The sequence below is a fragment of the Streptomyces rapamycinicus NRRL 5491 genome (genome assembly GCF_024298965.1).
GTDB lineage: Bacteria > Actinomycetota > Actinomycetes > Streptomycetales > Streptomycetaceae > Streptomyces > Streptomyces rapamycinicus.
In genome coordinates this window covers 3,789,949-3,815,094 of the sequence record NZ_CP085193.1, presented here as the reverse complement: position 1 = coordinate 3,815,094, position 25,146 = coordinate 3,789,949, and the positions used below count along the sequence as shown (strand labels likewise).

Annotated in this window: 13 protein-coding genes, 1 tRNA gene and 3 rRNA genes; 15 read left to right on the top strand and 2 right to left on the bottom strand. The window is 67.6% G+C overall.

The features are described 5' to 3' along the window. The first annotated feature begins 215 nt into the window (after window positions 1-215). The 5 genes from LIV37_RS15355 to LIV37_RS15335 all read left to right on the top strand — a co-directional run bounded on the left by LIV37_RS15355 (window position 216) and on the right by LIV37_RS15335 (window position 6,312). A 16S ribosomal RNA gene (locus tag LIV37_RS15355) occupies window positions 216-1,742 on the top strand. A gap of 289 nt (window positions 1,743-2,031) precedes the next feature. After that, window positions 2,032-5,152: ribosomal RNA gene (locus LIV37_RS15350) — 23S ribosomal RNA — on the top strand. A gap of 104 nt (window positions 5,153-5,256) precedes the next feature. Next, window positions 5,257-5,373 (top strand): 5S ribosomal RNA (rrf, locus tag LIV37_RS15345). The 16S, 23S and 5S rRNA genes sit together here, the layout of an rRNA operon. Window positions 5,374-5,480: 107 nt before the next feature. Beyond that, a complete protein-coding gene (locus LIV37_RS15340; protein ID WP_121825438.1) occupies window positions 5,481-6,179 on the top strand; it encodes a DegT/DnrJ/EryC1/StrS family aminotransferase in 699 nt (232 codons plus the stop codon). Between the two features lie 60 nt (window positions 6,180-6,239). Beyond that, window positions 6,240-6,312 (top strand) — tRNA-Thr (locus LIV37_RS15335). 80 nt (window positions 6,313-6,392) lie between these two features. Here the strand turns inward: LIV37_RS15335 and LIV37_RS15330 are convergent. Further along, the gene (locus tag LIV37_RS15330; RefSeq protein WP_020868042.1) at window positions 6,393-9,026 is read right to left on the bottom strand and encodes a SpoIIE family protein phosphatase; all 2,634 of its coding nucleotides are present in this window, start codon (window positions 9,024-9,026) and stop codon (window positions 6,393-6,395) included. 250 nt (window positions 9,027-9,276) lie between these two features. Between LIV37_RS15330 and LIV37_RS15325 the strand changes: the two genes are divergently transcribed. The 10 genes from LIV37_RS15325 to LIV37_RS15280 all read left to right on the top strand — a co-directional run bounded on the left by LIV37_RS15325 (window position 9,277) and on the right by LIV37_RS15280 (window position 24,352). Further along, a complete protein-coding gene (locus LIV37_RS15325) occupies window positions 9,277-14,835 on the top strand; it encodes a HAMP domain-containing protein (RefSeq protein WP_254807104.1) in 5,559 nt (1,852 codons plus the stop codon). Between the two features lie 274 nt (window positions 14,836-15,109). Next, window positions 15,110-15,787, top strand: coding sequence for a response regulator (locus LIV37_RS15320; protein WP_020868040.1), 678 nt, complete (start codon window positions 15,110-15,112; stop codon window positions 15,785-15,787). A gap of 177 nt (window positions 15,788-15,964) precedes the next feature. Beyond that, window positions 15,965-18,799 (top strand): DNA translocase FtsK, encoded by a 2,835-nt coding sequence (locus LIV37_RS15315; RefSeq protein ID WP_121826023.1) that lies wholly within the window; start codon window positions 15,965-15,967, stop codon window positions 18,797-18,799. Between the two features lie 189 nt (window positions 18,800-18,988). After that, window positions 18,989-19,819 carry a helix-turn-helix domain-containing protein gene (locus LIV37_RS15310; protein WP_020868037.1) on the top strand — a complete coding sequence of 277 codons (831 nt, stop codon included), beginning with the start codon at window positions 18,989-18,991 and terminating at the stop codon, window positions 19,817-19,819. 63 nt (window positions 19,820-19,882) lie between these two features. Further along, window positions 19,883-21,379 carry a 30S ribosomal protein S12 methylthiotransferase RimO gene (rimO, locus tag LIV37_RS15305; RefSeq protein ID WP_121825440.1) on the top strand — a complete coding sequence of 499 codons (1,497 nt, stop codon included), beginning with the start codon at window positions 19,883-19,885 and terminating at the stop codon, window positions 21,377-21,379. Beyond that, window positions 21,376-22,011, top strand: coding sequence for a CDP-diacylglycerol--glycerol-3-phosphate 3-phosphatidyltransferase (gene pgsA / locus LIV37_RS15300; RefSeq protein WP_020868035.1), 636 nt, complete (start codon window positions 21,376-21,378; stop codon window positions 22,009-22,011). Before rimO ends, pgsA begins: the two co-directional genes overlap by 4 nt. Next, window positions 22,008-22,526 (top strand): CinA family protein, encoded by a 519-nt coding sequence (locus LIV37_RS15295; RefSeq protein ID WP_020868034.1) that lies wholly within the window; start codon window positions 22,008-22,010, stop codon window positions 22,524-22,526. The genes pgsA and LIV37_RS15295 overlap by 4 nt, the downstream gene beginning before the upstream one ends. A gap of 109 nt (window positions 22,527-22,635) precedes the next feature. Further along, window positions 22,636-23,022 (top strand): helix-turn-helix domain-containing protein, encoded by a 387-nt coding sequence (locus tag LIV37_RS15290; RefSeq protein WP_020868033.1) that lies wholly within the window; start codon window positions 22,636-22,638, stop codon window positions 23,020-23,022. 144 nt (window positions 23,023-23,166) lie between these two features. Beyond that, entirely contained in the window at window positions 23,167-23,649 is a 483-nt protein-coding gene (locus tag LIV37_RS15285) for a Dps family protein (protein WP_020868032.1), read from the top strand. A gap of 400 nt (window positions 23,650-24,049) precedes the next feature. Continuing rightward, window positions 24,050-24,352, top strand: coding sequence for a hypothetical protein (locus LIV37_RS15280; protein WP_121825441.1), 303 nt, complete (start codon window positions 24,050-24,052; stop codon window positions 24,350-24,352). On the opposite strand, the gene LIV37_RS15275 is transcribed toward LIV37_RS15280, so the two are convergent. Beyond that, window positions 24,286-25,092 carry an Fpg/Nei family DNA glycosylase gene (locus LIV37_RS15275; protein ID WP_121826024.1) on the bottom strand — a complete coding sequence of 269 codons (807 nt, stop codon included), beginning with the start codon at window positions 25,090-25,092 and terminating at the stop codon, window positions 24,286-24,288. The genes LIV37_RS15280 and LIV37_RS15275 overlap by 67 nt on opposite strands. Window positions 25,093-25,146: the final 54 nt, after the last annotated feature.

Sequence of the window (25,146 nt, the reverse complement as noted above, 5' to 3'; positions counted from 1 at the left end):
GCGCCCGGAGAAGCCGGTGAAACGGTTTCGAAGGAAGCGTCCGTTCCTTGAGAACTCAACAGCGTGCCAAAAGTCAACGCCAGATATGTTGATACCCCGTCCATTCTTGGACGAGGTTCCTTTGAAGAAGAACACAGCGAGGACGCTGTGAACCATCGGATTATTCCTCCGGTGGTTCCGCTCTCGTGATGTGTTGCCGGGATAGCCCGGAAGCATTCACGGAGAGTTTGATCCTGGCTCAGGACGAACGCTGGCGGCGTGCTTAACACATGCAAGTCGAACGATGAACCGGTTTCGGCCGGGGATTAGTGGCGAACGGGTGAGTAACACGTGGGCAATCTGCCCTGCACTCTGGGACAAGCCCTGGAAACGGGGTCTAATACCGGATATGACTACCGACCGCATGGTCTGGTGGTGGAAAGCTCCGGCGGTGCAGGATGAGCCCGCGGCCTATCAGCTTGTTGGTGGGGTGATGGCCTACCAAGGCGACGACGGGTAGCCGGCCTGAGAGGGCGACCGGCCACACTGGGACTGAGACACGGCCCAGACTCCTACGGGAGGCAGCAGTGGGGAATATTGCACAATGGGCGGAAGCCTGATGCAGCGACGCCGCGTGAGGGATGACGGCCTTCGGGTTGTAAACCTCTTTCAGCAGGGAAGAAGCGCAAGTGACGGTACCTGCAGAAGAAGCGCCGGCTAACTACGTGCCAGCAGCCGCGGTAATACGTAGGGCGCAAGCGTTGTCCGGAATTATTGGGCGTAAAGAGCTCGTAGGCGGCTTGTCGCGTCGGATGTGAAAGCCCGGGGCTTAACCCCGGGTCTGCATTCGATACGGGCAGGCTAGAGTTCGGTAGGGGAGATCGGAATTCCTGGTGTAGCGGTGAAATGCGCAGATATCAGGAGGAACACCGGTGGCGAAGGCGGATCTCTGGGCCGATACTGACGCTGAGGAGCGAAAGCGTGGGGAGCGAACAGGATTAGATACCCTGGTAGTCCACGCCGTAAACGTTGGGAACTAGGTGTGGGCGACATTCCACGTTGTCCGTGCCGCAGCTAACGCATTAAGTTCCCCGCCTGGGGAGTACGGCCGCAAGGCTAAAACTCAAAGGAATTGACGGGGGCCCGCACAAGCGGCGGAGCATGTGGCTTAATTCGACGCAACGCGAAGAACCTTACCAAGGCTTGACATACATCGGAAACATCCAGAGATGGGTGCCCCCTTGTGGTCGGTGTACAGGTGGTGCATGGCTGTCGTCAGCTCGTGTCGTGAGATGTTGGGTTAAGTCCCGCAACGAGCGCAACCCTTGTTCTGTGTTGCCAGCATGCCTTTCGGGGTGATGGGGACTCACAGGAGACTGCCGGGGTCAACTCGGAGGAAGGTGGGGACGACGTCAAGTCATCATGCCCCTTATGTCTTGGGCTGCACACGTGCTACAATGGCCGGTACAATGAGCTGCGAAGCCGTGAGGTGGAGCGAATCTCAAAAAGCCGGTCTCAGTTCGGATTGGGGTCTGCAACTCGACCCCATGAAGTCGGAGTCGCTAGTAATCGCAGATCAGCATTGCTGCGGTGAATACGTTCCCGGGCCTTGTACACACCGCCCGTCACGTCACGAAAGTCGGTAACACCCGAAGCCGGTGGCCCAACCCTTGTGGAGGGAGCTGTCGAAGGTGGGACTGGCGATTGGGACGAAGTCGTAACAAGGTAGCCGTACCGGAAGGTGCGGCTGGATCACCTCCTTTCTAAGGAGCACATAGCCGACTGCGGGCAGATGTCCTGCACGGTTGCTCGTGGGTGGAACGTTGACTATTCGGCACGGTTCTTCGTGTGACGGCTGCTAGTACTGCCCCTTGGGGTGTGGAACGCGGATCGGATCGGAGACCGGGTCGGGCACGCTGTTGGGTGTCTGAAGGTGCGGGCAGGAACGCTGCTTGTGTCTTCGGGCCGGTCCCGGTGTACCACGCCAAAGGTGTGTGGGTGACGGGGTACGGGTCGTTGTTTGAGAACTGCACAGTGGACGCGAGCATCTGTGGCCAAGTTTTTAAGGGCGCACGGTGGATGCCTTGGCACCAGGAACCGATGAAGGACGTGGGAGGCCGCGATAGGCCCCGGGGAGCTGTCAACCGAGCTTTGATCCGGGGGTGTCCGAATGGGGAAACCCGGCAGTCGTCATGGGCTGTCACCCATACCTGAACACATAGGGTATGTGGAGGGAACGCGGGGAAGTGAAACATCTCAGTACCCGCAGGAAGAGAAAACAACCGTGATTCCGGGAGTAGTGGCGAGCGAAACTGGATGAGGCTAAACCGTATGTGTGTGATACCCGGCAGGGGTTGCGCGTACGGGGTTGTGGGAGTGAGCTTCAGTCGTCTGCCGGCGGCTGGGTGAGTCAGAAACCATTGCGGTAGGCGAAGGACATGCGAAAGGTCCGGCGTAGAGGGTAAGACCCCCGTAGCTGAAATCGTAGTGGCTTGCTTGCTTATTTCCCAAGTAGCACGGGGCCCGAGAAATCCCGTGTGAATCTGGCGGGACCACCCGCTAAGCCTAAATATTCCCTGGTGACCGATAGCGGATAGTACCGTGAGGGAATGGTGAAAAGTACCGCGGGAGCGGAGTGAAATAGTACCTGAAACCGTGTGCCTACAAGCCGTGGGAGCGTCGCCGTGTTCTTCGGAGCACGGTCGTGACTGCGTGCCTTTTGAAGAATGAGCCTGCGAGTTTGCGGTGTGTTGCGAGGTTAACCCGTGTGGGGGAGCCGTAGCGAAAGCGAGTCCGAATAGGGCGATTTAGTAGCGCGCTCAAGACCCGAAGCGGAGTGATCTAGCCATGGGCAGGTTGAAGCGGAGGTAAGACTTCGTGGAGGACCGAACCCACCAGGGTTGAAAACCTGGGGGATGACCTGTGGTTAGGGGTGAAAGGCCAATCAAACTCCGTGATAGCTGGTTCTCCCCGAAATGCATTTAGGTGCAGCGTCGTGTGTTTCTTGCCGGAGGTAGAGCACTGGATAGGCGATGGGCCCTACCGGGTTACTGACCTTAGCCAAACTCCGAATGCCGGTAAGTGAGAGCGCGGCAGTGAGACTGTGGGGGATAAGCTCCATGGTCGAGAGGGAAACAGCCCAGAGCATCGACTAAGGCCCCTAAGCGTACGCTAAGTGGGAAAGGATGTGGAGTCGCAGAGACAACCAGGAGGTTGGCTTAGAAGCAGCCATCCTTGAAAGAGTGCGTAATAGCTCACTGGTCAAGTGATTCCGCGCCGACAATGTAGCGGGGCTCAAGCGTACCGCCGAAGTCGTGTCATTGCAGTATGTGGTCCAACGATCGCTGTGATGGGTAGGGGAGCGTCGTGTGCCAGGTGAAGCAGCCGTGTAAGCGAGTTGTGGATGGTTCACGAGTGAGAATGCAGGCATGAGTAGCGATACACACGTGGGAAACGTGTGCGCCGATTGACTAAGGGTTCCTGGGTCAAGCTGATCTGCCCAGGGTAAGTCGGGACCTAAGGCGAGGCCGACAGGCGTAGTCGATGGACAACCGGTTGATATTCCGGTACCCGCTTTGAAACGCCCAGTATCGAATCCTCTGATGCTAAGGCCGTGAAGCCGCCCTGATCTCTTCGGAGTTGAGGGGAGTGGTGGAGCCGCTGATCCAAGGTGGTAGTAGGTAAGTGATGGGGTGACGCAGGAAGGTAGTCCAGCCCGGGCGGTGGTTGTCCCGGGGTAAGGGTGTAGCCCGAGGGGTAGGTAAATCCGTCTCTCATGTGGGTGAGACCTGATGCCGAGCCGATTGTGGTGAAGTGGATGATCCTATGCTGTCGAGAAAAGCCTCTAGCGAGTTTCATGGCGGCCCGTACCCTAAACCGACTCAGGTGGTCAGGTAGAGAATACCGAGGCGTTCGGGTGAACTATGGTTAAGGAACTCGGCAAAATGCCCCCGTAACTTCGGGAGAAGGGGGGCCATTGCTGGTGATGGGATTTTCTCCTTGAGCTGGTGGTGGCCGCAGAGACCAGCGAGAAGCGACTGTTTACTAAAAACACAGGTCCGTGCGAAGCCGTAAGGCGATGTATACGGACTGACGCCTGCCCGGTGCTGGAACGTTAAGGGGACCGGTTAGTCGACTTTCGGGTCGGCGAGGCTGAGAACTTAAGCGCCAGTAAACGGCGGTGGTAACTATAACCATCCTAAGGTAGCGAAATTCCTTGTCGGGTAAGTTCCGACCTGCACGAATGGCGTAACGACTTCTCGACTGTCTCAACCATAGGCCCGGTGAAATTGCATTACGAGTAAAGATGCTCGTTTCGCGCAGCAGGACGGAAAGACCCCGGGACCTTTACTATAGCTTGATATTGGTGTTCGGTTCGGCTTGTGTAGGATAGGTGGGAGACTGTGAACTCTGGACGCCAGTTCAGGGGGAGTCATTGTTGAAATACCACTCTGGTCGTGCTGGATGTCTAACCTGGGTCCGTGATCCGGATCAGGGACAGTGTCTGGTGGGTAGTTTAACTGGGGCGGTTGCCTCCTAAAGGGTAACGGAGGCGCCCAAAGGTTCCCTCAGCCTGGTTGGCAATCAGGTGTTGAGTGTAAGTGCACAAGGGAGCTTGACTGTGAGACCGACGGGTCGAGCAGGGACGAAAGTCGGGACTAGTGATCCGGCGGTGGCTTGTGGAAGCGCCGTCGCTCAACGGATAAAAGGTACCCCGGGGATAACAGGCTGATCTTCCCCAAGAGTCCATATCGACGGGATGGTTTGGCACCTCGATGTCGGCTCGTCGCATCCTGGGGCTGGAGTCGGTCCCAAGGGTTGGGCTGTTCGCCCATTAAAGCGGTACGCGAGCTGGGTTTAGAACGTCGTGAGACAGTTCGGTCCCTATCCGCTGTGCGCGTAGGAGTCTTGAGAAGGGCTGTCCCTAGTACGAGAGGACCGGGACGGACGAACCTCTGGTGTGCCAGTTGTTCTGCCAAGGGCATGGCTGGTTGGCTACGTTCGGGAGGGATAACCGCTGAAAGCATCTAAGCGGGAAGCCTGCTTCGAGATGAGGGCTCCCACCCACTTGATGGGTTAAGGCTCCCAGTAGACGACTGGGTTGATAGGCCAGATATGGAAGCCGGGTGACCGGTGGAGTTGACTGGTACTAATAGGCCGAGGGCTTGTCCTCAGGTGCTCGCGTCCACTGTGTTGGTTCTGAAGCAACGAACCGTCCGACCCCCATACTTCTATGTTTTTGGGTGTGGGTGGGTCCGGTGGTGTGTTTCATAGTGTTTCGGTGGTCATTGCGTTAGGGAAACGCCCGGTTACATTCCGAACCCGGAAGCTAAGCCTTTCAGCGCCGATGGTACTGCAGGGGGGACCCTGTGGGAGAGTAGGACGCCGCCGAACAAATTTTGCAGAGAGAGCCCTGTCGGGACTTCAGTCACCGACAGGGCTCTTCTCTTGTTGTGTTGCGAGCCACTCGGTGTTCATGTTCTCTGGGCACGATGCCGCTCATGGGGACTCCTACGGATGAGCTGCTGCATGAGTTGACCCGGGCGCGTGTGCGACCGGGCGACGAGGTCATCGTGCCGTCCTACGGCACTCCCGAAGCCGCGGAAGCGGTACTCCTGGCCGGCGCCAGGCCGGTGTTCGTGGACATCGACGCCCATACCTACTGCATAGACCCGGCCGCGGTGGCCGAGGCGCTGACGCCCAGGACCGCGGCCATCGTGGCCATTCACACCTTCGGACATCCCGCCGACATGGCGGCCCTCACCGAGCTCGGCCAGCGGAACGGCGTGCTGGTGATCGGATACGGGGCTGTCAGCGAGCCCGCCGGGGAGATATCGCGGCGGCAGGCCAACGCGGCTTATCTGGACGGAAAGCTGCGTGGCGTCCTGCCCCCGCCGGTCGCGCCCGGCGTGGAACACACCTACCAGCAATACGTCGTCCGGGTCCCCGGCAACGGCCGGCCGGACCGGGACGCCTTCGCCCGTACGCTGCGTTCTCGCGGCGTCGTATGCCATGTGCCCGTACAGACGCCCGCGCACCGCACCGCGCGCTTCCGGCGCGATCTGTGGCTCGCGGAGACCGAGCGCGCGGCCGATGAGTGCCTGGCGCTGCCCGTCGATCCGACCATGTCGCGGCGGGAGTTGCAGCGCGTGGTCTCGGCCTGCAACGCGCTGGGCGGGCTGCTGCAGTCAGCCGCCTGAGCCACGGGGCGAGTGTTCGGGAGCGCACCCGAGTTCGGGTATGATCGATTCCGTCGACGCGCCCCAATAGCTCAGTCGGCAGAGCGTCTCCATGGTAAGGAGAAGGTCTACGGTTCGATTCCGTATTGGGGCTCTCCTGCGAAGACCCCCGCCAAGTGGCGGGGGTCTTCGTCATGTTCGGGCATCGCCGGAGCCCGGCGATGCCCGGGCGCCTCAGGCGTCGACGGGCTCGGGCTCCGGGACGCGCATCGCCAGGATCGCCATGTCGTCGGACGGCGGCTCCGCGGCGAAGCGCTCGACCGCCCGCAGCACCCGGGCGGCCACCGCGCCCGCCGTAAGGCCGGTGCAGGTCGTGAGGACGTCGAGAAGGCCGTCGTCGCCGAGCATCCTGGTGCCCTCGCGCCGCTCCGTCACGCCGTCGGTGACGCACAGCAGCACATCGCCCGGGTCGAGCGTCACCGTCTGCTCGTACAGCTCCAGGTCCTCCATGACGCCGAGCAGCGGCTGGGGCTCGGCCGCCGCCTCCACGCTGCCGTCCTGGCGCAGCCGGAGCGGCAGCGGGTGTCCGGCGCAGACGACCTTGAGCACCGCGCTGCCGTCGTGCTGTGGCCACAACTCGCCGTAGAGGAGGGTCAGGAAGCGGCTGCGGGCGCCCTCGTCGAGGATCGCCGCGTTGAGCCGCTCCAGGACCGCCGGGCCGCCGAAGCCCTCGCGGGCGAGCAGCCGCAGGGCGTGCCGGGCGAGTCCGGTGACCGCGGCGGCCTCCGGTCCGGTGCCGCAGACGTCGCCGATGGCGAAGCCGTACGCCCCGTCGCGGATCGGGAAGAGGTCGTAGAAGTCGCCGCCGACCTCGTTGCCCTCGCCCGCCGCGCGGTAGATGACCTCGACCTCGACCCCGGGGACCTCGGGCTGCTCGGGCGGCAGCAGGCTGCGCTGCAGTGACTGGCTGATCGCGGTGCGCTCCGAGTACAGCCGCGCGTTGTCCAGCGCGAGCGCGGCCCGGCGGGAGAGGTCCTCGGCCAGTTCCAGGTTCTCCTGGCGGAAGTGCTCGTCGGTGGGCTTGCCGAGGATGAGCATGCCGATGACGCGGTTGCGGGCCACCAGAGGCAGTACGACCGTCTCCCCGCCGACCGCTGAGGCGGTCGCGAGCGAGGCGCCGGGGCCGGAGGAGGGGCGGGCGGAGTCGCCGAGGCTGAGGCTGCGCAGCGAGGTGCGCAGGGCGGCGGCGTGGGCCGCGTCGTAGGGGCCGGACCAGCTGCGGGCGCCGCCGGTGGGGACCTGCTCCGGTGGGTCGATCTTCATCAGCAGGGCCTTGAGCCCGTCGATGCGGTCCTCGTCCTCATGCAGAACGTACGACAGCTCGGGTTCGGATGCCTGGTCGGCGACCGTATAGACGGCGCACCAACTGGCCAGTGTGGGCACCGTCATCTGGGCCATGAGCGCCAGCGTCTGATCGCGGTCCAGGGTGCCCGCGAGGAGGTCGGACGCCTCGACGAGGAAGGACAGGGAGCCGCGGCGGAGCCGCTCCAGCTCGGTGAGGCGGGCGCGCTCGACGGCGAGGGCGATGCGGTCGGCGGCGAACTGTAGCCGCAGGGCCTCTTCGTTGCTGTAGCGGGCGGGGGACTCGGCGGCGACGCCGAGCGAGCCGGTGAGCCGGCCCTCGACTTTCAGCGGAACGGTGACCACGGAGCGCATGCCCGTGTTCACCAGCAGGGGAACGGCGCCGGGCACCGCGGACAGATCCTCGTGGACGGCGGGCATCCGGGCCGAGCCGTAGCGCCCGGTGCCCGCTTCGACGGGGACGCGGGCGAAGCGCTGGCGGGCGGAGGGCAGCCCGGTGGAGGCGCGGACCTCCAGTTCGGTCTCGTCGTCGGTGGCGAGCAGCAGATAGGCGGCGTCGCCGTCGAGCATGTCGCGGGCCCGCTCGACGGTGCGCTGGAGCAGTCCGTCGAGGTCGTCGGGGGCCGGGGAGCCGATGAAGACCTCGAAGGCGTCGGTGGCCGGACCCCGCTCGGCGGTTTCGGCGGCGTCCACGTTCGCACCGCGCATCGGGCTCTGGAGCACGGCGCGCTCGCGGTCGCGGACCAGTAGACAGACGGTGGACGGCTCGCCTTCGGCGTCGCGGATGCGCAGGTGGGAGGCGTAGACGGGGGAGACCCGGCCGTCGGCGCCGCGGATGCCGTAGGAGCCCTCCCAGCGGGAGAGCAGAAGCGCCTCGGCGACGCCGGTGCCGGTGCCGGGGGTGTGCGGCCAGGCCGCGAGGTCGGTCAGCGGTTTGCCGATGATCTGTTCCGGTTGGTAGCCGAAGAGTTCCTGAGCGTCGTCGTTCCAGGCGCTGATCAGTCCGCCGCTGTCGACCTGGACGACGCCCACCCGGACCCGGGAGTCGGCGATGGGCAGGGCGCTGGAGGGCAGGGCGGGCCCGGCGGCCCGGGTGCCGGCCGGGCGGTCGGGGAAGTCGAGCTGGAACCATACCTGCTTGTGGGTCGCGGTGTACTCGACGCCCCAGCGGGCGGCGAGCGCGGCGCACAGCAGCAGACCGCGGCCGCCCTCGCGGTCGGGGTGCCCGAAGTGGTGGCCGCCGTTGCTCTGCAGCGGGACCTCGCGCTCGGGGTAGCGGTCGGCGACCTCGACGCGCACGCCGGTGTCGGCGCGGATGCAGACCACATCGGCGGTGGTACCGGCGTGCACCACCGCGTTGGTGACAAGTTCGCTGGTCAGGACGACGGCGTCGTCCACGATGTCGGTGAGGCCCCACCCCTGGAGGGTGTCCCGGACAAAGGTGCGGGCGGCGGCGACCGAGCGTCCCACCGGCTCGAAGGTGGCGGCTGCCCGCGCGGTGATCACAGGTCTCCTCATAAGTGTCTCGGCGAACTGCTCACCCATGTCGCAGCGCCCCTCCGATGCCCTGGCCGGTTGCCAGGTTACTTACCACCGATGCCTTCGCGAATGCCGGTCGGCTTCGATTCCACCCAGAGGTGCCCTCGGGGGTGTGGGATGCTGCCGAACTGTTATGGCCTGGTTGGGGCATGGTGAAACACTGGGGAAGCTGGAAGAAGAACCCGACGAGGACGGTCAACCCTGCGGGAGGGACACGGTGGAGTCTGGCGCAGCGGCGCGGGGCACGAACACGCGCGCGAAAGGCGGACGGTCCCGGAGCAATGGGACGACTGAAGTGGATACGGCGGCCCTGAACCGGCTGCTGACCGCGATGACGGCCATGCGGGACGGGAACTTCCGCAAGCGGCTCACGGTCTCGGGCGAGGGCGTGATGTCCGAGATCGCCGCGGTCTTCAACGAGGTCGCGGACCGCAATCTGCAGCTCACGGGCGAGCTGACCCGGGTGCGGCGGGTGGTCGGCCGCGAGGGCAAGCTCACCGAGCGACTGGAGACCGGCGCCTGTGAGGGGCAGTGGGCCGCGGCCATTGACGCGTCCAACGCCCTGGTGGACGATCTCGTACGGCCGGTGTCCGAGGTGGGCCGGGTGCTGTCGGCGGTCGCCGAGGGCGACCTGGAGCAGCGCATGGACCTGCGGGCCCAGGGCTCCGACGGGTCGGCGCATCCCCTGCGGGGTGAGTTCCTGAAGGTGGGCCGCACGGTCAATGGCCTGGTGGATCAGCTCTCGGCGTTCACCGACGAGGTGACGCGGGTCGCGAGCGAGGTCGGCACCGAGGGCAAGCTGGGCGGTCAGGCCCGGGTGCGCGGAATGTCGGGTTCGTGGAAGGACCTCACGGAGTCCGTCAACACGATGGCCTCCCGGCTCACCGCTCAGGTGCGTGACATCGCTCTCGTGACGACCGCGGTGGCCAAGGGTGATCTGTCCCGGAAGGTCACGGTTCATGTGTCCGGGGAGATGCTCGAGCTGAAGGAAACCGTCAACACGATGGTGGACCAGCTCTCCTCCTTCGCCTCCGAGGTGACCCGGGTCGCCCGTGAGGTGGGCACCGAGGGTGAGCTGGGCGGCCAGGCGAAGGTGCCGGGTGTCGCGGGCGTCTGGAAGGACCTCACCGACTCCGTCAACCTCATGGCCGGGAACCTGACCGCGCAGGTGCGCGGGATCGCCCAGGTCACCACGGCGGTCGCCAGCGGTGATCTGTCGCAGAAGGTCACGGTGAGCGCACGCGGCGAGGTCGCGCAGCTGGCCGACACGATCAACACCATGACCGAGACGCTGCGCACCTTCGCGGACGAGGTCACGCGGGTGGCCAGCGAGGTCGGCGCCGATGGGCTGTTGGGCGGTCAGGCGCAGGTGCCGGGTGCGGCGGGTACGTGGAAGGATCTCACCGATTCGGTGAACACCGCGTTCCGGAACCTCACCGCGCAGGTGCGGGACATCGCCCAGGTGACGACGGCGGTGGCGAACGGCGATCTGTCGCAGAAGGTCACCGTCGATGTGGCCGGAGAGATGCTGGAGCTGAAGAACACCGTCAACACGATGGTGGACCAGCTGCAGTCCTTCGGTGTCGAGGTGACCCGGGTCGCCCGGGAGATCGGCGTCGAGGGTGAACTGGGCGGTCAGGCACAGGTGCCCGGCGTGGCGGGTACGTGGAAGGACCTGACCGATTCGGTGAACACCGCGTTCCGGAACCTCACCGGACAGGTGCGCAACATCGCCCAGGTGACGACGGCGGTGGCGAACGGCGACCTGTCCCAGAAGGTCACCGTCGACGTCTCCGGTGAGATGCTCAAGCTGAAGAACACCGTGAACACCATGGTGGACCAGCTGTCCTCGTTCGCCGACCAGGTCACCAGGATGGCGCGGGACGTGGGCACCGAGGGCCGGCTGGGCGGTCAGGCCCGGGTGGACGGGGTCAGCGGCGTCTGGGCCGACCTGACCGACTCCGTGAACTCCATGGCCGGGAACCTGACGGCGCAGGTGCGCGGTATCGCCCAGGTGACGACGGCGGTCGCGCGCGGAGATCTGTCGCAGAAGATCGAGGTGGACGCGCGCGGCGAGATCCTGGAGCTGAAGAACACCATCAACACGATGGTCGACCAGCTCTCCGACTTCGCCGAGCAGGTGACCCGGGTCGCCCGCGAGGTGGGCACGGACGGGCGGCTGGGCGGTCAGGCGCAGGTGCCCGGTGTGGCGGGCGTCTGGCGCGATCTGACCGACTCGGTGAACGGCATGGCGGGCAACCTGACCGCCCAGGTGCGAAATATCGCGCAGGTGGCCACGGCGGTCGCGCGCGGTGACCTCTCCCAGAAGATCGACGTCGACGCGCGCGGCGAGATCCTGGAGCTGAAGAACACTCTGAACACGATGGTCGACCAGCTGTCGTCCTTCGCGGAGGAGGTCACCCGGGTCGCCCGCGAGGTGGGCACCGAGGGCCAGTTGGGCGGCCAGGCCGAGGTGCAGGGCGTCTCCGGGACGTGGAAGGACCTCACCCAGTCCGTCAACGGTATGGCCAACAACCTGACGTCCCAGGTGCGTTCGATCGCGGAGGTGACGACGGCGGTCGCCAAGGGCGATCTGTCGAAGAAGATCACCGTCGACGCCAAGGGCGAGATCCTCGAGCTGGTCACGACGGTGAACACGATGGTGGACCAGCTGTCGTCGTTCGCCGAGCAGGTGACCCGGGTGGCCCGTGAGGTGGGCACCGAGGGGCAGTTGGGCGGTCAGGCGCGGGTTCCGGGCGTGACCGGTATCTGGAAGGACCTGAGCAACAACGTCAATCTGATGGCCAACAACCTGACCATCCAGGTGCGGAACATCTCGCAGGTCTCGGCCGCGGTCGCCAACGGCGATCTGACGAAGAAGGTGACGGTCGAGGCGCGCGGCGAGGTCGCGGCGCTGGCCGACACCGTCAACACGATGGTGACGACGCTGTCTTCGTTCGCCGACGAGGTCACCCGCGTGGCCCGCGAGGTGGGCACGGACGGCATCCTGGGCGGCCAGGCCCGGGTGCCCGGCGTCTCGGGGACGTGGAAGGACCTCACCGAGTCGGTGAACTCGATGGCGTCCAACCTGACCGGCCAGGTCCGCAACATCGCCATGGTCACCACGGCCATCGCCCAGGGTGATCTGACCAAGAAGATCGACATCGAGGCGCGGGGCGAGATCCTCGAGCTGAAGACGACCATCAACACGATGGTGGACCAGCTGTCGTCGTTCGCCGAGCAGGTGACCCGGGTGGCCCGTGAGGTGGGTACCGAGGGCCAGCTGGGCGGCCAGGCGCGGGTGCGGGACGTGGCCGGCACCTGGAAGGACCTGACCGAGTCGGTGAACGAGATGGCCGGCAACCTGACCCGTCAGGTGCGCGCCATCGCCGAGGTGGCCACCGCGGTGACCCGCGGCGATCTCAACCTCAAGATCGACGTGGACGCCTCGGGCGAGATCCAGGTCCTCCAGGACCACATCAACACCATGATCGCCAACCTGCGCGAGACCACGCTCGCCAACAAGGAGCAGGACTGGCTCAAGGGCAACCTGGCCCGGATCTCCGGTCTGATGCAGGGCCGTCGCGACCTGGAGGACGTCGCCCGGCTGATCATGAGCGAGCTGACCCCGGTGGTCTCCGCCCAGCACGGTGCGTTCTTCCTGGCCGTACCGCCCGGCGAGGGCACCGACGTGGTCGCGGACAGCACCTCCGACGACGGCTACGAACTGCTGCTGGTCGGTTCCTACGGCTACACCCAGGGCTCGATGCCCAACCGCTTCAAGCCCGGTGAGACGCTGATCGGCACGGTCGCCGAGGAGAAGCGCCCGATCCTGGTGGAGAACGTGCCGCCGGGCTATCTCAAGATCGCCTCGGGGCTCGGCGAGGCGGCTCCGGCCCATGTGATCGTGTTGCCGGTGCTCTTCGAGGGGCAGCTGCTGGGCGTGATCGAGCTGGCGTCGTTCCAGCCGTTCGCCCAGATCCAGAAGGACTTCCTCAACCAGATCGCCGAGATGATCGGCACCAGCGTCAACACCATCAGCGTCAACACCAAGACCGAGGTGCTGCTGAAGCAGTCGCAGGAGCTGACCGAGCAGCTTCGGGAGCGGTCGGCCGAGCTGGAGAACCGGCAGAAGGCCCTCCAGTCGTCCAACGCGGAGCTGGAGGAGAAGTCCGAGCGGCTGGCCCGCCAGAACCGCGACATCGAGGTCAAGAACACCGAGATCGAGGAAGCCCGGCAGGTGCTGGAGGAGCGTGCCGAGCAGCTCGCCGTCTCGATGCGGTACAAGAGCGAGTTCCTGGCGAACATGTCGCACGAGCTGCGCACGCCGCTCAACTCGCTGCTGATCCTGGCCAAGTTGCTCGCCGACAACGCCGACGGCAACCTCTCGCCGAAGCAGGTGGAGTTCGCCGAGACCATCCACGGCGCGGGCTCCGACCTGCTGCAGCTGATCAACGACATCCTGGACCTGTCGAAGGTCGAGGCGGGCAAGATGGACGTCAGCCCGACTCGTATCGCCCTGGTCCAGCTCGTCGACTATGTGGAGGCCACCTTCCGGCCGCTGACCGCGGAGAAGGGCCTGGACTTCTCCGTAAGGGTCTCGCCGGAGCTCCCGGCGACGCTGCACACCGACGAGCAGCGGCTGCTGCAGGTGCTGCGCAATCTGCTGTCCAACGCGGTGAAGTTCACCGACGGCGGCGCCGTGGAGCTGGTCATCCGGCCGGCGGGCGCTGATGTGCCGCATGCCATCCGGGAGCAGCTGCTGGAGCACGGCGCGCTGCGCGACGCGGACGCCGAGATGATCGCCTTCTCGGTGACCGACACCGGTATCGGCATCGCGGCGAGCAAGATGCGAGTGATCTTCGAGGCGTTCAAGCAGGCCGACGGCACCACCAGCCGTAAGTACGGCGGCACCGGACTGGGCCTGTCCATCAGCCGGGAGATCGCCCGGTTGCTGGGCGGCGAGATCCACGCGGCCAGCGAACCGGGCCGCGGCTCGACGTTCACGCTCTACCTGCCGCTGCACCCCAGCGAGCTGCCGCCCCAGGGCTATCCGCAGCTCGCCCCGAGCAGCTCGGCCCCGCTGGCGCTCGAGGCGTTCCCCGGCGCCGTGGAGGAGACCGCGGGGAACGGTGCCGCGGCGGAGCGGGAGGAGGCCGCACAGGACGCCTCCGACGGCTCTCCGGCGGCGCGCGGCCGTGGCGGCTCCGGGCTGTTCCGGAGGCGTCAGCGGGCCGAGGAGGAGGCGTCGCGGACCGACGCGGAGCAGGCCCCGCCGCAGCCGGAGACGGAGTCGGGCGCCCGGTCGGCGGGCCGTCGCCCGGGACGGCAGGCGCAGTCCCCCGAGCCGTGGCTGCTGGGCGGCCAGGATCTGGTGGCCCCGGAACCGGCGGGCGGCTTCCACGGCGAGAAGGTGTTGATCGTCGACGATGACATCCGTAATGTCTTCGCGCTGACCAGCGTGCTGGAACAGCACGGGCTGCAGGTGCTGTACGCGGAGAACGGCCGGGAGGGCATCGAGGTCCTGGAGCAGCACGATGATGTCGTACTGGTCCTGATGGACATCATGATGCCGGAGATGGACGGCTACGCCACAACGGCCGCGATCCGCAGGATGCCGCAGTTCGCCGGGCTGCCGATCATCGCCCTCACCGCGAAGGCGATGAAGGGCGACCGGGAGAAGAGCATCGAAGCGGGCGCGTCGGACTACGTCACCAAGCCGGTCGACACCGATCATCTTCTTACGGTGATGGAGCAGTGGATGTCGGTGGAGTGACCCGAGGCACGCGCGGGACGACCGTGGTGTTGACTGAGTGTCGCCGAACACGTGTGGGAACGCGGTAATCGGGGAACCTTCTGGTCTCCCGCCGCGTTTCTGCTACGTGCACAGTGACATCGCGGTGACAGGGTGTGGCGAACAGCGGGGTGCGGCTACCATGACCGGCACAAGGACGGGCGGCGCAAGGGAGCCGTCCCCTGGGGCGGCGCCCGGTGCTTCCCTCAGCTCTGCGAGCTGGGGAGACCCCAAGCCGGGACGAGGAGGACGGGGCATGGTGCAGAAGGCCAAGATCCTCCTGGTCGATGACCGGCCGGAGAATCTGCTGGCGCTGGAGGCCATTCTCTCCGCGCTCGATCAGACCCTGGTGCGGGCATCGTCAGGGGAGGAAGCGCTCAAGGCGCTGCTGACGGACGACTTCGCGGTGATTCTGCTGGACGTCCAGATGCCGGGCATGGACGGATTCGAGACCGCGGCGCACATCAAGCGCCGGGAGCGGACCCGCGACATCCCGATCATTTTCCTCACGGCGATCAACCACGGTCCGCACCACACCTTCCGGGGCTATGCGGCCGGTGCGGTGGACTACATCTCCAAACCCTTCGACCCGTGGGTGCTCAGAGCCAAGGTCTCGGTCTTCGTGGATCTGTACATGAAGAACTGCCAGCTGCGGGAGCAGGCGTCGCTGCTGCGGCTGCAGTTGGAGGGTGGCCAGCCCGCCGCCGGGGAGGCCAAGGAGTCGGCGGGGCTGCTCGCCGAGCTGTCCGCGCGGCTCGCGGCCGTCGAGGAGCAGGCCGAGGCGCTGTCCAAGCAGCTGGACGAGTCGGCCGATGCCGCGGCCGTGGCCACCGCGGCCCATCTGGAGCGCAAGCTGACCGGTCTGCGGCGGGCGCTGGACGCGCTCGAGCCGGGCGCGGGCAGCGGCGCCGGTCAGGTCCCCTCGCAGAACTGATCCGTCCGCCCCGCCGTCACCGTCGGTCGGTCATCGCCGACCGGTCACCCGCACTTTGACGCGCCGTCACGGGCGTCTCACCGCCTCGTCGGCGCAGCGGCACCGGTGTGACGTCAGTGGTGCCTGATACCCCCGCCATGCGTGCTCCGTACGGCGGACGCGGGTAACCTCGCCTCCATGGCCTCTCGTACGTCCGGCAAGGGTTCCCAGAGCACGGCGGGCACCTCGAAGAAGCGCGCCGGGCAGTCCGGAGGCGCGGCGAAGAAGGCGGCCGCCAAGAAGGCGCCCGCGAAGAAGGCACCCGCCAAGAAGTCCGCCGCGCCCGCGAAGAAAGCGGCGTCGAAGAAGGCGGCGGCCAAGGCGGCGCCCTCGCCCGCCCCGAATCCCACCAGCGGCGTGTTCCGCATCGTGCGCGCCGTGTGGATGGGCATGGCGCGCGGCCTCGCGGCGATGTTCCGCGGCATAGGACGCGGCGCCAAAGGACTCGACCCGGCTCACCGCAAGGACGGCAGCGCCCTGCTGCTGTTCGCGCTCGCCCTGATCGTCGCGGCGGGCACCTGGTCCAATCTGGACGGGCCGGTCGGCAGGCTGGTCGAGATGCTGATCACCGGCGCCTTCGGCCGGCTCGACCTGGTGGTGCCGATACTGCTGGGCACGATCGCCGTCCGGCTGATCCTCCACCCGGAGCGGCCGGAGGCCAACGGGCGGATCGTCATCGGGCTCTCGGCGCTCGTCATCGGCGTCCTGGGGCAGGTGCACATCGCCTGCGGCGCCCCGGGGCGCGGCGAGGGCACCGCGGCGATGCAGGACGCGGGCGGTCTGATCGGCTGGGCCGTCTCCCGGCCGCTGATCTACCTCATGGGCGACGTGCTGGCCGTACCGCTGCTGGTGCTGCTCACCGTCTTCGGGCTGCTGGTGGTCACCGCGACGCCGGTCGCCGCGATTCCGCAGCGGCTGCGGCAGGTGGGCGTCCGGCTGGGCCTGGTGCGGGACCACGAGGACGCGTACGCGTCGGAGGCCGGGTACGACGCGGCGGAGTACGCCGACGAATGGCGCGAGACGCCCGCCAGGCGGTCTCGCAGAACCTCGCTCGCCAAAGAGGACCCGGACGGCGCCGGAGGCCCGGAGCGGGCCGAGGAGGATGCGCTGCGCAAGCGCCGGCGCTCGCGCCGCTCGTCGTCCACCCAACCGCCGCTCGACCGGCCCTTGGACGCGGTGGACGTGGCGGCCGCTGCCGCCGCCTCGCTGGACGGGGCCGTGCTGCACGGTGTGCAGCCCTCGCCGCTCGTCGCCGGGCTCAGCAACGGGCTTTCGGGGGAGCGCGAGGACGGAGCCGCGGGCGGCGGGGTGCCCGGCGCGCGCGATGCCGACAAGGAGTCCGGGAAGGGCGGCGCCAAGGGCAGGGCGGCGGCCGGGAAGGGCCGTACCGACGGCGCCGACGAGGCGGATCCGCAGCAGGTCCCCGATCTCACCCGGGCCGCGGTCGAGTCCGGCGCGCCGCTGCCGCCGCGCGCCGAGCAGCTGCAGCTCTCCGGCGACATCACCTACTCGCTGCCCTCGCTCGACCTGCTGGAGCGCGGTGGCCCCGGCAAGACCCGCAGCGCGGCCAACGACGCGGTGGTGGACTCGCTGACGAAGGTGTTCACGGAGTTCAAGGTGGACGCCGCCGTCACCGGCTTCACCCGCGGCCCGACGGTCACCCGCTACGAGGTGGAACTGGGCCCGGCCGTCAAGGTCGAGCGGATCACCGCGCTGACCAAGAACATCGCCTACGCGGTCGCCAGCCCCGATGTTCGTATCATCAGCCCGATCCCCGGCAAGTCGGCCGTCGGCATCGAAATCCCCAACAGCGACCGCGAGATGGTCAACCTGGGCGATGTGCTGCGCTCGGCGAATTCCGTCGGCGACGACCATCCGATGATCGTCGGGCTGGGCAAGGACGTCGAGGGCGGCTATGTGGCGGCCAACCTGGCCACCATGCCGCATGTGCTGGTGGCGGGCGCGACCGGCTCCGGCAAGTCCTCCTGCATCAACTGCCTGATCACATCGATCATGGCCCGGGCCACGCCGGACGATGTGCGGATGGTGCTGGTCGACCCCAAGCGGGTGGAGCTGACCGCCTACGAGGGCATCCCGCATCTGATCACACCGATCATCACCAACCCCAAGCGTGCCGCCGAGGCGCTCCAATGGGTCGTACGGGAGATGGATCTTCGCTATGACGACCTCGCGGCCTACGGCTTCCGCCATATCGACGACTTCAACGCGGCGGTCCGCAAGGGGAAGGTGAAGGAGCCCGAGGGGAGCGAGCGGGAGCTCAAGCCCTACCCGTATCTGCTGGTGATCGTCGACGAGCTGGCCGATTTGATGATGGTCGCACCGCGGGACGTCGAGGACTCGATCGTGCGGATCACTCAGCTGGCGCGCGCGGCCGGGATCCACTTGGTGCTGGCCACCCAACGGCCCTCGGTGGACGTCGTCACCGGCCTGATCAAGGCCAATGTGCCCTCACGACTCGCCTTCGCCACCTCCTCGCTGGCCGACAGCCGCGTCATCCTGGACCAGCCCGGCGCCGAGAAGCTGATCGGCAAGGGCGACGGCCTCTTCCTGCCGATGGGCGCGAACAAGCCCACCCGGATGCAGGGCGCCTATGTCACCGAGTCCGAGGTCGAGGCGGTCGTCGCCCACTGCAAGGAGCAGATGGCACCGGTCTTCCGCGATGACGTGACGGTCGGGACGTCGAAGAAGAAGGAGATCGACGAGGAGATCGGCGATGATCTCGATCTGCTCTGCCAGGCCGCTGAGCTGGTGGTTTCCACTCAGTTCGGCTCCACGTCGATGCTTCAGCGCAAGTTGCGGGTGGGTTTCGCCAAGGCGGGGCGGCTGATGGATCTCATGGAGTCCCGGAACATCGTCGGCCCGAGCGAGGGATCCAAGGCGCGCGATGTGCTCGTCAAGCCGGATGAATTGGATGGCGTGCTCGACGTGATCCGCGGTAAGGCTCACTCATAAGGGTTTGGCGGGCAACCGTTTCCCCTACCGAAACGTCAAGTTGAGGGAGGTGGCGGAGTGAGACCCCAGAATCGTGATCGAACGGCAATCCCGATGGCGGACAAACTCCGTCCTCCCGCTTGCCCGACCCTTTCGCCCCACCCCTAGACTGAACCTCCAGCAGGTGGCTCACGCTCGAAAGGCGCCCCCGTGTCCATCGGCAACCTTCCCGAAGACGGCAACTCCCCCGAAGACGACCGGCCTTCCATCGGTCGCGCCCTCCAGCAGGCCCGTATCTCCGCTGGGCTGACCGTCGACGAGGTCAGTTCCTCTACCCGGGTGCGCACCCCCATCGTGCGGGGCATCGAGCAGGACGATTTCTCGCGCTGCGGCGGCGATGTCTACGCACGGGGGCACATCCGGGTGCTCGCCCGCGCCGTGGGCCTCGATCCGGAGTCCTTGATCGCGCAGTTCGACGCCGAGCACGGCGGCCGGCCCGCGCCGACCGCGCCGGCGCCGCTGTTCGAGGCCGAGCGGATCCGCCCCGAGCCCCGGCGCCCCAACTGGACGGCCGCGATGGTCGCGGCGATCGTCGCCGTCGTCGGATTCGTGGGCTTCACCCTGTTCCGGGGCGGCAACGGCGACGGCTCGAGCGTCGCCGAGGACACCGCCGCGCCCAAGCCCAGCGCCTCCGCGCCCACCAACACCGCCGCCCCCTCCAAGCCCGCCACGCCGCACAAGCCCGACCCGTCCGACAGCGCCATCGCGGGCGTCCCGGCGGACAAGGTCACCGTCAAGCTGACCGCCGAGGGCGGCCAGAGCTGGATCTCCGCCCAGGACCACAACGGCCGGCTGATCCAGGAGGGTGTGCTGCGCGAGGGCGACTCCAAGACCTTCAGCGACAGCAGGCGCATCGACCTGGTGCTGGGCAACGCCGGGGCGATCAAGCTGTTCGTGAACGGCAAGGAAGTGAAGAACGTGGGCACCAGCGGGGCCGTCCAGCGGCTCAGCTACACCAAGGGAGACCCCGAGGCGGGCTGACCCGCGCGAAGATCGGCAGCCCTGGCAGCGGGGGCTGTCGTGGGGACAACGTAGTCTGAGCGCATGCCCGAACGCCGCACCGTCGCCCTTGTCACTCTTGGCTGCGCCCGTAACGAGGTGGACTCGGAGGAGCTCGCAGGCCGCTTGGCGGCGGACGGCTGGGAGCTCGTCGAGGAAGCCGCCGACGCGGACGTCGCCGTCGTCAACACCTGCGGCTTCGTCGAAGCCGCCAAGAAGGACTCGGTCGACGCCCTGCTGGAGGCGAACGATCTGAAGGACCACGGCCGCACCCAGGCCGTGGTGGCCGTCGGCTGCATGGCCGAGCGGTACGGCAAGGAGCTCGCCGAGGCGCTGCCCGAGGCCGACGGGGTGCTCGGCTTCGACGACTACGGCGATATCTCCGACCGCCTCCAGACCATCCTCTCCGGCGGCATCCACGCCTCCCACACTCCGCGCGACCGCCGCAAGCTGCTGCCGATCAGCCCCGCCGAGCGGCAGGACGCCACCTCGGTGGCGCTCCCCGGCCACGCCCAGGACACCGCGCCCGAGGATCTGCCCGAGGGGGTGGCCCCGGCCTCCGGGCCGCGGGCCCCGCTGCGGCGCAGACTGGACAGCAGCCCGGTCGCCTCGGTGAAGCTGGCCTCCGGCTGCGACCGGCGGTGCTCGTTCTGCGCCATCCCGTCCTTCCGGGGCTCCTTCATCTCCCGCCGCCCCTCCGATGTGCTGGGCGAGACCCGCTGGCTGGCCGAGCAGGGGGTGAAGGAGATCATGCTGGTCTCGGAGAACAACACCTCGTACGGCAAGGACCTCGGGGACATCCGGCTGCTGGAGACGCTGCTGCCGGAGCTGGCCGCGGTGGACGGCATCGAGCGGATCCGGGTCAGCTACCTCCAGCCCGCCGAGATGCGTCCCGGGCTGATCGACGTGCTCACCTCGACCGAGAAGGTCGCGCCGTACTTCGATCTGTCCTTCCAGCACTCGGCGCCCGGGGTGCTGCGCGCCATGCGCCGCTTCGGCGACACCGACCGGTTCCTGGAGCTGCTGGAGACGATCAGAGGCAAGGCGCCGCAGGCCGGCGCCCGGTCCAACTTCATCGTCGGCTTCCCCGGCGAGACCGAGGAGGACCTGGCCGAGCTGGAGCGTTTCCTCAGTGCGGCGCGGCTGGACGCGATCGGCGTCTTCGGGTACTCGGACGAGGACGGCACCGAGGCCGCCGGTTACGAGGACAAGGTCGACCCGGAGGTGGTCGCGGAGCGCCTGGAGCGCGTCTCGCGGCTCGCGGAGGAGCTGACCGCCCAGCGGGCGGAGGAGCGGCTCGGCGAGGTCGTGGAGGTCCTGGTGGAGGAGATCGACGACACCGGGGCGGTCCTGGGCCGTGGCGCCCACCAGGCGCCGGAAACCGACGGCCAGACGCTGCTGCGCACCGACGGGGAGCCGGAGGTGGGCCGTATGGTCGAAGCGAAGGTGATCGCGACGGAGGGAGTGGACCTCGTCGCGGAGCCGCTTGAGCCGCTGGAGCGGCAGGACGGCGGCGCGTCCACCGGAGAGGCGGGCAGATGACGGGTGTCCCGGCCTCCGCCGCGGGAGGTCACCGCCGGCCGGCCGCCGCCACGGTCAGGCCCGCCGGTTTGTGGAACATCGCCAACATCCTCACCATGGTGCGGCTGCTGCTGGTGCCCGGGTTTGTGTTGTTGATGCTGCACAATGGCGGGTACGACCCGGCGTGGCGTTCCTTCGCGTGGGCGGCGTTCGCCATCGCCATGATCACCGATCTCTTCGACGGTCATCTGGCCCGCCGGTACAACCTGGTCACCGACTTCGGGAAGATCGCCGATCCGATCGCTGACAAGGCGATCATGGGCGCGGCGCTGATCTGTCTGTCGGCCCTGTCCGACCTCCCCTGGTGGGTGACGGGAGTGATCCTCTTCCGTGAGATCGGAATCACACTGATGCGGTTCTGGGTGATCCGGATCGGGGTCATCCCGGCCAGCCGGGGCGGAAAGATGAAGACGCTCGCGCAGGGCACCGCCGTCGGGATGTACATCCTGGCGCTGACCGGACCGCTGGCCTCGCTGCGGTTCTGGATGATGGCCGTGGCCGTCGTCCTGACCGTGGTCACCGGCCTCGACTACGTCCGGCAGGCGATCGTGCTGCGCCGGGCGGGCCGGACGACGGAGGAGGCCACGCAGTGAGCGACGGCGGGACGGCGGCCGATGTGCTGGCGCTGCTGGAGCGGCGCGGGCAGACCCTGGCCGCCGCCGAATCGCTCACCGGCGGTCTGGTGGCCGCCGAGCTGACCTCGGTGGACGGCGCCTCCCGCTCCTTCCGGGGCTCGGTGACGGCGTACGCCACCGACCTCAAGCACGAGGTGCTGGGCGTGGACCGGGCCCTGCTGGCCGAGCGCGGCGCGGTCGACGCCGAGGTGGCCCGGCAGATGGCCCGGGGCGTACGGCGTGCGCTCGGCGCGGACTGGGGCGTGGCCACCACCGGTGTGGCGGGTCCCACACCGCAGGACGGCCAGCCCGTGGGCACCGTTCATGTGGCCGTCGCGGGGCCCTCGGACACGGTGGCCGCGGCGGCGCTGAGGCTCGAAGGAGACCGCGCCGGAATCCGCGGCCAGACCGTCCATGCCGCCGTCAAGCTGCTGTTCAGCGAATTGATCGCGACGGCGGGGGCAAAGGATACGGAACAACACGACGAGATTTGATGTTTGCAGCCCTGAGTGAACACGACATCGCTCCCCGCACGGGCGCAGCCCGAGGCGGTACGGTGGGGCGTGAAGGATCCGGATCCGAGGTCCGAGGAGGGAGCCAGCGATGATTCTGCTCCGTCGCCTGCTGGGTGACGTGCTGCGCCGGCAGCGCCAGCGCCAGGGCCGTACTCTGCGCGAGGTTTCCTCCTCCGCCCGGGTGTCGCTCGGCTATCTGTCAGAGGTCGAGCGCGGCCAGAAGGAAGCCTCATCCGAACTGCTGTCAGCCATCTGCGACGCCCTGGAGGTACGGATGTCGCAGGTCATGCGCGAGGTCAGCGACGAGCTGTCGCTCGCCGAACTGGCCGAGTCGGCCGCGTCCACCACCGAGAAGGTGCCCGCGCCCATGCGGCCCGTGCTCAACCCCGTGTCTGTGACGTCCGTGACGGGCGTTCCGGAGGAGCGGGTGACCATCAAGACGCCCAAGGAAGCCGTGGACGTGGTGGCGGCCTGAGAAGGCCCCCAGAAGCCAGCTCTCCGAGGCCCCGACCGGTAGCCATACCGGTCGGGGCCTCGATGTTTGTCCGGCCGGATTCGGGTCACCCCAGAGGAAGAGAGGCAATCAAGAGGGGCCAAACGGTCGAAAAGGAGGAAGTGGATGTCTGTGGTGAAGAGCCCGCTGCCGGAGGAGCACCTCAAGATCGTCGCCGACGCGCTGCAAGGCGCCCTCGTCGATCTCGTCGACCTCCACCTGGTGGGCAAGCAGATCCACTGGACCGTCGTGGGCCCGCGATTCCGCACGGTTCATCTGCAGCTCGACGAGGTCGTGGCGTCGACCAGGGAGTATGCCGACACTGTGGCGGAGCGGGCCTCCGCGCTCGGCGTGCCACCGGACGGACGGGCCCAGACGGTCGCCGCGACCAGCGGTGTCGACACGGTCAAGGACGGCTGGACCGATGACGCGCAGGCCGTCCGGACGCTCGTGGACGCCCTCGGAGCGGTGATCGGGCGGATGCGGGAGCGCATCAGGGCGACCGACGAGCCGGACCCGGTGACCCAGGACATTCTCATCGAGCTCACTCGTGACCTGGAGAAGCACCACTGGATGTTCCAGGCCGAGAACGGCGGCCAGCGGGGCTAGAACCCGGCCGGTACGGCTGGAACGGTGGCCGGTGCGGCTGAGGCGGACGCCGGGCCAGGCCGGGCGACGCTGAGACGGCCAGGCGCCGGGTCGGGCCGGGCCCGGGCGAGGCCGACGGCGTCTCGTTCCGGCCCGGTGGCCCGCTCTGGGTGCGCCGTATCGACCGGCTGGGCAAACTGGAGGGAGCACGAGTGTCCGACACGCGCCGACGTGCCTCCTGTGCGCCCTCCCGCCGTGTGCGAACAGGCGTCTAAGCGGCCTCACTGAAGTCCGGTGCGGTTCGGTTGCGCTCCGAAGGGGCGCGGGGAACCGCGCGACCAGCCACGACGCAGCCGCGGATGAACGACCGCACCTCGCGCCACTTCCCGCGGAGCGCTCAGCGTCGCCGAAGGAGGCAGTCATGGCAGCCGTCGGAGGGGCCGACACCCAGGGCCTCAGGCCGGTCCGATGGGTGCTCGCGCTCGCTCTGGGCGGCGTCTGGTGGTGGTCCGTGCTACGGCTGGCGGTGCAGCCGGGGGAGGCCGGGCCGGTGGAGGGGGCGTTAGCGGTCGGCGGCTGGGGGCTGAGCCTGTTGCCGGTGCACTGCGGTCCCTCGCCCAGAAGGGGCGGCACCCGCCGCCGGGGAGGCCCTCCGCGTCAGGACGGCACAGGCCCCTGCGGCCCCGCCTGGCAGCTCGGGCACCAGAAGGTCGAACGCTCCTGACCCGCGTCCCCCTGGTCGGCCGCGCGCACCGGCGTACCGCAGCGCAGACAGGGCCGCCCCGGGCGCCCGTACACCCACAGCCGGCGGTCGCGGCGCGACTCGGCCGTGGTGACCCGGGCACGCCGGTTCCTGTTGGCCTCCAGGAGCTTCTTGGCGTGGGCCACCAGGCGCTCGGGGGAGGGCATCTCGCCGATCGGCAGCCAGGGTGACACGCGCAGCAGGAAGCACAGCTCGGATTTGTAGACATTGCCGATCCCGGCAAGGTTCCGCTGGTCGAGCAGCGCTTCGCCCAGGGGCCGGGAGGGAGCGGCGAGCAGTCGGCGCAGCGCCTCGTCCGGGTCCCAGTCGGGGCCGAGGAGATCGGGGCCCAGATGGCCGACGACACGGTTCTCGTCGCCGGTGCGGAGCAGTTCCAGGACGGGCAGGCGGTAGCCGACGGCGGTGTGGGCGGCGTTGGCGAGGATGGCCCGGATCTGGTGGTGCGGGCCGCCGCGCCAGCGTTCGTCCGGCCCGTACACCTGCCAGGAGCCGTCCATCCGCAGATGGGAGTGGAGGGTCAGCCCGCCCTCGAGACGGGTCAGCAGATGCTTGCCGCGCGGGACGACCTCGAAGACTTGGCGGCCGGTGAGGTCGGCGGTCGCCAGACGGGGGACGCGCAGGTCGCCGCGGATGAGCGGGGACCCCGCGAGGGCCTGGTGCAGGCGCTGCGCGGTCTGCCAGACGGTGTCTCCTTCGGGCATGCCATCCATGATGCCGGTGGGCGAGGGCAGGCGGAGCACCAGGTGATCAGGGGC

Excerpts from the sequence above, each read along its gene's own strand:
- LIV37_RS15340 (WP_121825438.1), top strand. The coding sequence starts at position 5,481 with ATGGGGACTCCTACGGATGAGCTGCTGCATGAGTTGACCCGGGCGCGT.
- LIV37_RS15320 (WP_020868040.1), top strand. The coding sequence starts at position 15,110 with ATGGTGCAGAAGGCCAAGATCCTCCTGGTCGATGACCGGCCGGAGAAT.
- LIV37_RS15315 (WP_121826023.1), top strand. The coding sequence starts at position 15,965 with ATGGCCTCTCGTACGTCCGGCAAGGGTTCCCAGAGCACGGCGGGCACC.
- rimO (WP_121825440.1), top strand. The coding sequence starts at position 19,883 with ATGCCCGAACGCCGCACCGTCGCCCTTGTCACTCTTGGCTGCGCCCGT.
- pgsA (WP_020868035.1), top strand. The coding sequence starts at position 21,376 with ATGACGGGTGTCCCGGCCTCCGCCGCGGGAGGTCACCGCCGGCCGGCC.
- LIV37_RS15290 (WP_020868033.1), top strand. The coding sequence starts at position 22,636 with ATGATTCTGCTCCGTCGCCTGCTGGGTGACGTGCTGCGCCGGCAGCGC.
- LIV37_RS15285 (WP_020868032.1), top strand. The coding sequence starts at position 23,167 with ATGTCTGTGGTGAAGAGCCCGCTGCCGGAGGAGCACCTCAAGATCGTC.
- LIV37_RS15280 (WP_121825441.1), top strand. The coding sequence starts at position 24,050 with ATGGCAGCCGTCGGAGGGGCCGACACCCAGGGCCTCAGGCCGGTCCGA.
- LIV37_RS15275 (WP_121826024.1), bottom strand. The coding sequence starts at position 25,092 with ATGCCCGAAGGAGACACCGTCTGGCAGACCGCGCAGCGCCTGCACCAG.